At 34.4% G+C, this 9723-nt stretch carries 9 protein-coding genes and 1 other annotated feature; of the genes, 7 read left to right on the top strand and 2 right to left on the bottom strand.

All coding sequences use genetic code 11. The annotated features are described in order from the left end of the window. On the top strand, positions 1-1262 hold a 1262-nt coding region (locus Q0F04_RS10510), incomplete at its 5' end, for a neurofilament protein (protein ID WP_295753081.1). 76 nt (positions 1263-1338) lie between these two features. Then, entirely contained in the window at positions 1339-1596 is a 258-nt protein-coding gene (locus tag Q0F04_RS10505; RefSeq protein WP_117570669.1) for a hypothetical protein, read from the top strand. Between the two features lie 16 nt (positions 1597-1612). Here Q0F04_RS10505 and Q0F04_RS10500 read toward each other — a convergent pair whose 3' ends face one another. Both Q0F04_RS10500 and Q0F04_RS10495 read right to left on the bottom strand, forming a co-directional pair. After that, a complete protein-coding gene (locus tag Q0F04_RS10500) occupies positions 1613-2608 on the bottom strand; it encodes an isocitrate/isopropylmalate dehydrogenase family protein (protein ID WP_295753078.1) in 996 nt (331 codons plus the stop codon). Next, entirely contained in the window at positions 2605-3879 is a 1275-nt protein-coding gene (locus Q0F04_RS10495; protein ID WP_295753076.1) for a citrate synthase, read from the bottom strand. Before Q0F04_RS10495 ends, Q0F04_RS10500 begins: the two co-directional genes overlap by 4 nt. 93 nt (positions 3880-3972) lie before the next feature. Here Q0F04_RS10495 and Q0F04_RS10490 point away from each other — a divergent pair, with 93 nt between their 5' ends. The 5 genes from Q0F04_RS10490 (at position 3973) to hisZ (ending at position 9638) form a co-directional block, all read left to right on the top strand. Next, the gene (locus Q0F04_RS10490; RefSeq protein ID WP_295753074.1) at positions 3973-5889 is read left to right on the top strand and encodes an aconitate hydratase; all 1917 of its coding nucleotides are present in this window, start codon (positions 3973-3975) and stop codon (positions 5887-5889) included. 61 nt (positions 5890-5950) lie between these two features. Continuing rightward, positions 5951-6847 carry a cation transporter gene (locus Q0F04_RS10485; protein ID WP_295753072.1) on the top strand — a complete coding sequence of 299 codons (897 nt, stop codon included), beginning with the start codon at positions 5951-5953 and terminating at the stop codon, positions 6845-6847. An 11-nt stretch (positions 6848-6858) separates the two neighbouring features. Beyond that, positions 6859-7470, top strand: a complete 612-nt coding sequence (locus tag Q0F04_RS10480) for a CpXC domain-containing protein (protein ID WP_295753070.1) — start codon at positions 6859-6861, stop codon at positions 7468-7470. Between the two features lie 8 nt (positions 7471-7478). Then, positions 7479-8207 carry a hypothetical protein gene (locus Q0F04_RS10475; RefSeq protein ID WP_295753068.1) on the top strand — a complete coding sequence of 243 codons (729 nt, stop codon included), beginning with the start codon at positions 7479-7481 and terminating at the stop codon, positions 8205-8207. A 53-nt stretch (positions 8208-8260) separates the two neighbouring features. Further along, positions 8261-8469 (top strand) — a binding site (T-box leader). 32 nt (positions 8470-8501) lie between these two features. Next, positions 8502-9638: an ATP phosphoribosyltransferase regulatory subunit gene (gene hisZ / locus Q0F04_RS10470; protein ID WP_295753066.1), complete on the top strand. Its 1137-nt coding sequence runs from the start codon at positions 8502-8504 to the stop codon at positions 9636-9638. The last annotated feature ends 85 nt before the right edge of the window (positions 9639-9723 follow it).

Below are 9723 nucleotides of genomic sequence, written 5' to 3'. Positions count from 1 at the left end.
CTGCTAAAAAAGTAGCTGCAGAAAAGAAGACTCCAGCAAAAAAAGAAGAAGCTAAACCTGTAGAAGAAAAGAAATCACCTGCTAAAAAAGCAGCTGCAGAAAAGAAGGCTCCAGCAAAAAAAGAAGAAGCTAAACCTGTAGAAGAAAAGAAATCAACAGCTAAAAAAGCAACTGCAGAAAAGAAGGCTCCAGCTAAAAAGGTAGAAGCTAAACCTGCAGAAGAAAAGAAAGCACCTGCTAAAAAAGTAGCTGCAGAAAAGAAGGCTCCAGCTAAAAAAGAAGAAGCTAAACCTGCAGAAGAAAAGAAAGCAACTGCTAAAAAAACAACTACAGAAAAGAAGGCTCCAGCTAAAAAAGCAGCTGCTAAACCAGCTACAGCAAAGAAAGCTTCTACTAAAAAGACAACTACTAAGAAAACGACAACTAAAAAGGCTACAACTAAGAAAATGACTAAAGAAGAACAATATGCTAAATTATCATTAGATACATGCCTAGATTTAGCAAAAGCTATGTCAATGGATGTAACTCGCGATTCAATTACTCAACAATTGATTTTAAATCCGGATGTAAAATCTGTTTCGCAAGATCTAGTAAACAAATACCAATTGACTGGTAAGTTTAATTTTGAAGAAGATGGTTACGATGAAGGATTAGTAGAAGTACTTGTATCAAAAGTATTCGAAACAGCCGATATCAAACCTCAAAAAGCAGAAGATTTACAAGCTGATGTTGCACATGCATTGAATTATAAATATACAGATGTTGTTGCGGATGGAGAAGAATATAAAGATCAATTTGATACAATGCGTAAAGTATTGATGATTGCACAACACAAAGATATTCATGATTCAAAGAAATTAGAAGAAGAAATTGGCGTTGATGTAGAAAAATTCGTTGAAGAATTCATGGATCTAGCTTATAGTGTTTTGAAAACATGGAAATATGAAGATGTAGATTACTATGAACATTTCATTTTCGCTGTATTATCACAATTAGAAGACTTACACAACAAGTACAGTAATCGTATTATGATGGATGTAGCTGATCTATATATCTTACATGGTGATTATGGATTAGGTGATGCAGACTATGCTTATATCTTAAGAGAAAACCAAATCAAAGATTATATCTATTATCGTTATGCTTCAATTTATGAAGGTGTTGATAAAGACAAGGCAAAACAAATCGCAAACCAAGCTTTACAGTTTGTAGATGATCGTTTTACATATTATCCAAATATTATTGCAGTTTTAGAAGGTTAAGTCGGATTCTACTTGATTTTTAAAGGTGTTTTGCATATGATATAGCTTGCGAATACTTTTAATCAAGGAGGATACAATGGCAGCTTCAAAAATTCCTGTGTGGATTAAACAATGCCTTGATCAATATGGTAACTGTGCATGTGGACGTACAATTACTAAAAAAATTGGTAAGGATAATCTTTTACAGATTCTTGAAAACGAAGGATATCCATGTGAATTGGAAATCTTGAGTGATCAAAAAGACAAAAGTGCATATCCAAAAGATGGAACATATATTTTAACATTAAAAAATCGCCAACCATTATTGGCTGACGAAGACGAAGACGATGAATAACCATCGTCTTTCTTTTTTATAAATTTTTAATGATTTCGTCTGTGAACTGTTCTGTTGTTGCGCTACCACCAAGATCGGGTGTTAATACACAATGTTCTTCAAACACATTATTTAAGGCTTTTCGGATTTTATTAGAAACGACATCTTGATGTAAATCATCTAACATCATACAAGCTGATAATAATAAAGCACTTGGATTGGCAATATGTTTGCCTGCAATATCTGGAGCACTACCATGTACAGCTTCATACATCGCATATTCATCACCTTTATTGCAGCTAGGAAGTAATCCTAAACCACCAATTAATCCACTCGTTAAATCAGATACAATATCTCCATAAAGATTTGGCATGACCATCACATCAAATTGTTCTGGATGCATAACCAACTGCATACAAGTGTTATCTACAATCAAAGAATTGGCTTCAATTTGAGGATAGTCCTTGGCAATATCTTCAAATATGTGAAGGAATAAACCATCACTCATTTTTAAGATGTTCGCTTTATGTACACAAGTTAATTTTTTACGATTGTGCTTAACACAATATTCAAAAGCAGCCTTGATAATTCTTGTGCTCGCTTTTTTTGTGATGATTTTATATGCATATACCGTATTCTCATCAATCTGTTCTTCTTTTCCTACATATAGATCTTCTGTGTTTTCTCTAAAAGTTACGATATCTACATTTTCAAAACGCGTAGGAATACAAGGGTTCGATTTAGCAGGGCGAATATTTGCCCATAAATCATATTTGTTTCTCAAAGTGACATTCAATGAACGAAAACCTTTGCCAACTGGTGTTGTGATGGGAGACTTCAATAAGATTTTATTCTTTTCGTAAGATTCAAACGCTTTTTCTGGAATGTACTCTCCTGTTTCTTCATATACCTTAGCACCTACATTAAAGAATTCATATTCTAAATCTGCACCTGCAGCATTCAACACTTTGATTACCGCATCTGTAATTTCTGGGCCAATTCCGTCCCCTTTAAAAACTGTTATTGTAGTCATTCATTTTCCTCCATTTCTCCTACATATACATTGGCAGGTCGTATTAATTTTCTGTTTGATTGACGATTCTCCAAATGATGGCTGACCCATCCGGCTGTACGACTAATCGCAAATAGTGGTGTAAACAAGTCGTTTTCAATTCCTAGCAATGAATAAACATAGCCAGAATAATAATCCACATTAGCACATACTTCGATGCCTTTTCTTTCTTTCATGACTTCAATCGCAACTTTTTCAAACGTATGGATACAATTGTAGATATCTTCTTGACCTTTTGATTTTGCGAGCCTTTCACATTGTTGCTGAATCAATAATGCACGTGGATCACTCTTTGTATAAATCGCATGTCCAATTCCATAAATTAGTCCGCTGTGATCAAAAAAGTCTTTATCCAATAAACGATTCGCAACTTTTTTAAGAGTGGATTCATCTGTTGTAAATCCAACCTCATGGAAGATAGCTTTAAACATATTGGTCACTTTACAGTTGGCACCACCATGCTTAGGTCCTTTTAAAGAACCAATGGCAGCCGAAATACAAGAGTAAATATCCGTTCCTGTACTTGAAATTACGACATTGGCAAAAGTAGAGTTGTTTCCTCCACCATGATCAGCATGAACCATTAATAAAGTATCTAAGATTTTTGCTTCTTCAAAAGTATATTGATCATTGCCTCTAGCCATGCATAAGATGTTTTCGGCAAAGCTTTTATTAGGATAAGGATAGGATTTAAAAACTTTGTTGCGGGCATATGAAAATGTGAAAAGTGGGATACTCGCTAGAATGTTTAATCCTTTCATCATTCGTTCTTCCAAGTCATCTGTATCTGCACTTGGATCTTTTGCGTATAACTTCAATACTTCAATTTGAAGTGCATTTAGTATGTTTGGTGTTTCATACTGTAAGTCTACAGGGCCCATTTTAAAGTTCAACAAATAGTCTTTGAATTCCTGTAACTGTTCTTCTGTTGGTAGTGTGCCAAAAATCAAAAGGAATGCGACTTCTTCAAACCCAAAAATACGATCTTTGGGTTGTTTATCAACTAAATAATTGATGGGATATCCCCTGTAAATTAATTGTCCATCAATGTTGTATTTCTTTTCATGAACAATCTTATATCCAATAACATCACAAATTTTAGTCAGACCCACCTTAACGCCTGTACCATTATCGTTTCTAAGACCAGCCTTTACACGATATCTAGAGTATAAGGAAGAGTCGATATAATTGAGTTCTTCATTTGCTTGATAGATTTCTTTAAGTGTCTTCACTTTCTGAAACCTCCTTTCATGTGTTTCATATTATAACATAAACTTTCATTTTGTTACATTTTTTGTTATAATTCCAAACGGAGGATATTGTCTATGCAAAATTTAACGTATAAGATTCTAGAAAAACATTTATTAAAAGGGAAATTAGAAGCGGGCCAACCGATTGAAATCAAAATGGATCAGACCCTAACGCAAGATGCCACAGGAACTATGGCTTATATGCAGTTTGAGGCTATGGGCGTTAAACAAGTAAAAACAGAATTATCTGTCAGCTATGTGGATCACAACACACTACAGAATGGATTTATGAATGCAGATGATCATGCTTATCTTCAAAGTGTGGCTAGTAAATATGGAATTTATTTTTCAAAACCCGGAAATGGAATTTGTCACCAAGTTCATCTAGAACGTTTTGCCAAACCAGGAAAAACATTGATTGGTTCCGATTCACATACACCAACATCTTCCGCTATGGGATGTATCGCCATTGGTGCTGGAGGATTGGACGTTGCCAAAGCTATGGCAGGAATTGGTTACCGTTTAACATGTCCAAAAGTAGTCGAAGTAAAATTAACGGGTACTTTAGCGCATGGTGTTTCTAGTAAAGATATTATTTTAAAATTGTTAGAACTATTAAGTGTAAAAGGCGGAGTAGGAAAAGTATTTGAGTATACTGGAGAAGGCGTTAAAAATCTAAGTGTCTATCAAAGAGCTACCATTACTAATATGGGAGCCGAACTGGGTGCAACTACATCCATTTTCCCAAGTGATGAAGTTACTCGTGAATTCTTGAAGCGCCAACAAAGAGAATCAGACTATATTGCGTTAAGTGCAGACGAAGGTTGTCATTATGACGAAACCGTTGAAATCAACCTTGATGAGCTTGTTCCATTGGCTGCATGTCCAAATTCACCAGATGCCGTGAAAAAAGTGTCTGAATTAGCCGGAATGAAAGTGGACCAAGTTGCGATTGGATCCTGCACTAACTCAGGTTATGAAGATTTAATGAAAGCAGCAGCTATTTTAAAAGGAAAGAAGATTGCTCAGAATGTAAGTCTTGTTGTTTCACCAGGATCTAGACAAGTTTTAATGAAATTAATTGAGAATGGAACACTTGCGACATTTGTATCTTGTGGAGCTAGAATTCTAGAATGTACATGTGGACCATGTATTGGTATGGGGCAAAGTCCAAAGAGCGATGCTGTAAGTTTACGTACATTTAATCGTAACTTTTATGGTCGAAGCGGTACATTAAGTGCAGGCATTTATTTAGTATCACCAGAAGTAGCTGCAGCCAGTGCAATTACGGGAGTCATCACAGACCCAACTATTTTAGAATATGCCGATGAATTTGAAAAAGAACAAAGCTATATCGACGATTCATTGATTTATGCCCCAAGCAAAGATCCAGAAAATGTTGAAATTGTTCGTGGACCAAATATTAAACCTCTACCAGTAAATACGCCAATGGATTCAACAATCGATAAAAAAGTTGTTATCAAATTACCAGACAATATCACAACCGATCACATCGCACCAGCTGGAGCCAAGGTTTTACCGTATCGTTCAAATATTGAAAAGTTATCTACATTCGTATTTGAAAATAATAAACCTCACTTCGATGAAGTATGTAAAGAAAATAATGGTGGAATCATTGTAGCCGGAGAAAACTATGGACAAGGTTCAAGTAGAGAACATGCCGCACTTGCACCTATGTATTTAGGCGTTAAAGCTGTTTTGACAAAGTCATTTGCTCGTATTCACTTGGCTAACTTAGTCAACTTTGGCTTGTTGCCACTGGTATTTACAGATAAATCCGATTACGATAAAATCGATGAAATGGATGAATTAAAGATTGAAAATGTAAATTCTTTATATGATTCATTAGACCTTGTCGTTGAAAATGTGACAAAGAAAGAAACATACAAAGTACATGCACCGATCAGTCAAGAAGATATTGATATTCTTATGGCGGGCGGCGCATTAAACTACATTCGTAATCAACAATAGGGACGTTTTATTAAGCGTTCCTTTTTCTTGTGATATAATAACAAGGAAATTAGGTGAGAAAATGAAAGAAAAACAGGAACAAATTGTGATGCGTATTTCATTTTGGTCCGGTGTTGTATTTGCGCTTGCAGAACTTATTATGGCAATCTTTTCTAAATCGCAATCTGTTTTGGCAGATACAGTCTATGATTCAACGGAACTTGTCGTGATTGGATTAACAATTTATATTATTCCTTTATTCTATAAGCCCGTAACGGAAAAACATCCCTTTGGATATGCACAACTTGAAAGTATTGTGATTCTTTTGAAAGGATTTATGTTTATTGCGGTTATGATGGTTCTGATCATGAACAATGTTCAAATTATGTTGAATGGCGGTAATGATATTGATCATATGCAGGTATCCATGTTTGAAACGATATTAACATGTTTTTCTGCACTGATTTTATTGATTTTAATGCGAATTAATAAAAAAGTAACATCACCCACTGTAGATGTAGAAATTTATGGATGGAAAATTGATGTATTTTCAAGTATAGGTGTATCGCTAGCATTTTTCTTATCTTCATTTTTAGTGCACACACCACTTTCATGTATTTCTCCATATTTTGATCAGATTGTCGCAATTGTCCTTGCCTTAGGCATGATGAAAGAACCAATTCAAATGATTGGAGAGAGTTTTCGCAGTTTGATGTTGTTGAGTCCTGACGAAGAAGAAGTCACAAAAATTAAAAATATCGCGTCTTCTGTGTTGGATAATTATCCATATGATCCGGTGTTTTATGATATTACGACAACAGGAAGAAAAATGTGGATATCTATCTATTTCACAACACGAATCGATACGATGTCTTATACCGAGTTGGAAGTAGCCAATCGAGAATTGAAAATAGCACTTCAAAAAGAATATGAAGATTGTTTTGTGGAACTTGTTCCCAATGTATTAGCGAATAAATAGGAGTGGTTTGTATGGAAAATAAAATAGAATTAGTATGCCCAGAATGCAATGAAAAGTTTAATGTTGATATTTTTACGTCAATCAACGTTCAAATGGACAAAGATATGAAAAACAGAGTGTTAAGTGGAAAACTCTTCGATATAGAATGTGCACATTGCCATTCTAAATTTCACATTCCGTATCCCGTTTTATATCATGATATGGAAAAGAAATTGTTGATTCAATTTACAGAAGAAAAAGAATTAGAACCCATTAAAAAGATATTAGATCATGCCAATGTAGGTGAAGATTATACAGTACGAATCGTAGATAATGAGCGAGACTGGATTGAGAAGATTTTGATTTCAGACAGTGGTTATGATGATCGCATTATGGAACTTTATAAACTTCTAGTACTATCTCAATATGAAGATGCCGACAATGTGAATGGTCTATATTATTGGAATATTCAAAACTTTGAAAATCCACATTATGTCATGGTGTTGGACGAAAAAGAAAGTGATAAGATGCATTTTATGCCATTTCACGAAGGTGTATATAAACAAGTGGAAGAAGTCTTCTTATCCGATATTAAACAAGATTATATAGTAGATGCTTCTTGGGCCGTTTCAAATACGAAGTAGGTGATTCAATGATTGAAAGCATTCATGCATGTGTGGATCTACTACATGTGGGATATCGCGTAAAAGATGCATATGATCCAATTATATTAAATGTGTATCATTGTTTGAAGATGGAGAATTTGAATGATGAACAATATATGTTGCACATTGATTCCGTGTTAAATAAAAGTATTCATGATTTGAATGAAACGGAAGTATATACCTATATTACATATGTGTTTGAAAAAGAAAAATATGTACCTTACTTTTTAAAGAGTGTTATTGAATCAGGGATGTTTAAAGAATTATTGTTGAGATATCTATCTTTAAAAGAATCAGATACACTTCAATGTATTAAGTTAAATCGTAACCTTTTAAGTAAGTGGCATTATGCGAGTGTTTCTGAAGAGGTGGCACAGAACTTGACAATCAGTGCCAATGGAAGAGTCTATCTAACTAGGTATATTATGTCAAAAGAAGGTGTACAGGCTTTAAAAACGCAACAAGCTACAATTTCTAAAGAAGATGCCTATGCGATTTTAGAAGCGATGGCAAGTCTGGATCTAGAGTCTAAAGAAGTAGAAGAAAATGGCTGGCAATTAAGAATGTATAAAAATGTTGGTGGAAAGAATCGCTTAGTGAAGACCATTGTCCACGACGAAAAGAATCCAAAAGGCTTCAATGAATGGATTCGTTCTTTATTACCGTTTGAACATCTGTTTGTGTTTGGAGGTTCCTATTATTCGTGGGAAAAGTAATGTAAAAATTTACATTTAGACTTGACATCTGTTTTCATAAATACTATATTAGTTTCAAAGCAATGAAAAGAAATAGTAAAATGGTACTGCTTCAAGAGACTTTCTGGCAGGTGTAAAGAAAGAGTAAGGCTATTTGAACACGTCTTTGAGCTGTAAAGATGAAACTAAGTAGTTTTTAACGTATTCCTGGCGTTATCAGGTTTGAGGCTAATTTATTAGTAAAATAAGGTGGAACCACGTAAGTTAAACTTTCGTCCTTAGGACGGAAGTTTTTTTGTTTATAAGGAGGTTTATATGCAACAAATACAATTACCACAAGGAATGAAAGATACAATCTTGAATGAGTGTGAAAAGAAAAAATATCTACAAAATACTTTGGAAGGGATTTTTGAATCCTTTGGATATGAAGAAATTATTACACCTACGATTGAGTATTATGAAACATATGAAAATGCTTTTAAGAATATTCAAACAACAGATATGTATAAATTCTTTGATGAAAATGGAAGAATTCTAACATTAAGAACAGATATGACTGTTCCCATCGCACGTGTTTGTGCATCCAAATTTAAAGATTCAAAGCCTCCATTTCGTTATCGCTATACTTCAAATGTATTTAAAGTACGTCAAAAGTTTGCGGGCAAAAGAAGTGAAGTCACAGATTGTGGCATTGAATTGATTGGATTGGATTCAAAAAGTGATGTACAAGTCTTGTGTTGTGCTTTAGAAGTCATGAAAAACTTTAAAAATTATACACTCGAAATTGGCAATGTGCAGTTTTTTCAGGCAGCATGTAAAGTTGTTCGTTTAAGTACAGAAGAAGTCAATACACTAGCTGATTTAATTGATAAGAAAAGTATGGTCGATCTTAAAATCTATTTAGATTCTTTGTATCTTAGTGAAAAAATTGTGGACTTCTTTATGCACCTTCCATTCTTATGTGGAGATGTGAATGTATTAGATGAAGCGTATACGTATTGTTTCGATGATTCATTAAAGGATGTCTTAGATTCTATGAAAGAATGTATCCAATCTTTAAAAGAATTAGGATATTTAGAAAATGTAACCATTGATTTAGGAAAAGTTGCTCATTTGGATTACTATACCGGCATTATTTTTGAAGGATATGTTTCAGGAGTAGGAACAAGTATCCTAAGTGGCGGCCGATATGACTGTTTATTAAAGAAGTTTGGTCGCGATCTTCCAGCTTGTGGCTTTAGTGTCAAGCTAGATCCACTAATCGATCATGTCGATGTACAGCCTAAAAAGAAATATAAATTGTATTATCCGCAAGACAAACAAATTGAAGCGATGAAACAAGCCAATGAATTGAGAAAAGAAGGTATCGTTATTTTAGAACCTTCGACAAATGAATCTATTTATGTAGAGGAGGTACAAGCATGGTGCGCCAGTTCGGTGCAGTCGATATAGTTAGGTGAAACTCCTAACCTGGTAACTCTTGGAGCAAAGAGGCCAGTATCTAGTCCTTGGGCATTGTATCGTGAGGTACAGTGTT

It is taken from the genome of uncultured Holdemanella sp. (assembly GCF_934772795.1).
Taxonomy (GTDB): Bacteria; Bacillota_I; Bacilli_A; order Erysipelotrichales; family Erysipelotrichaceae; genus Holdemanella.
This window is presented reverse-complemented; position numbering and strand designations above follow the sequence as displayed.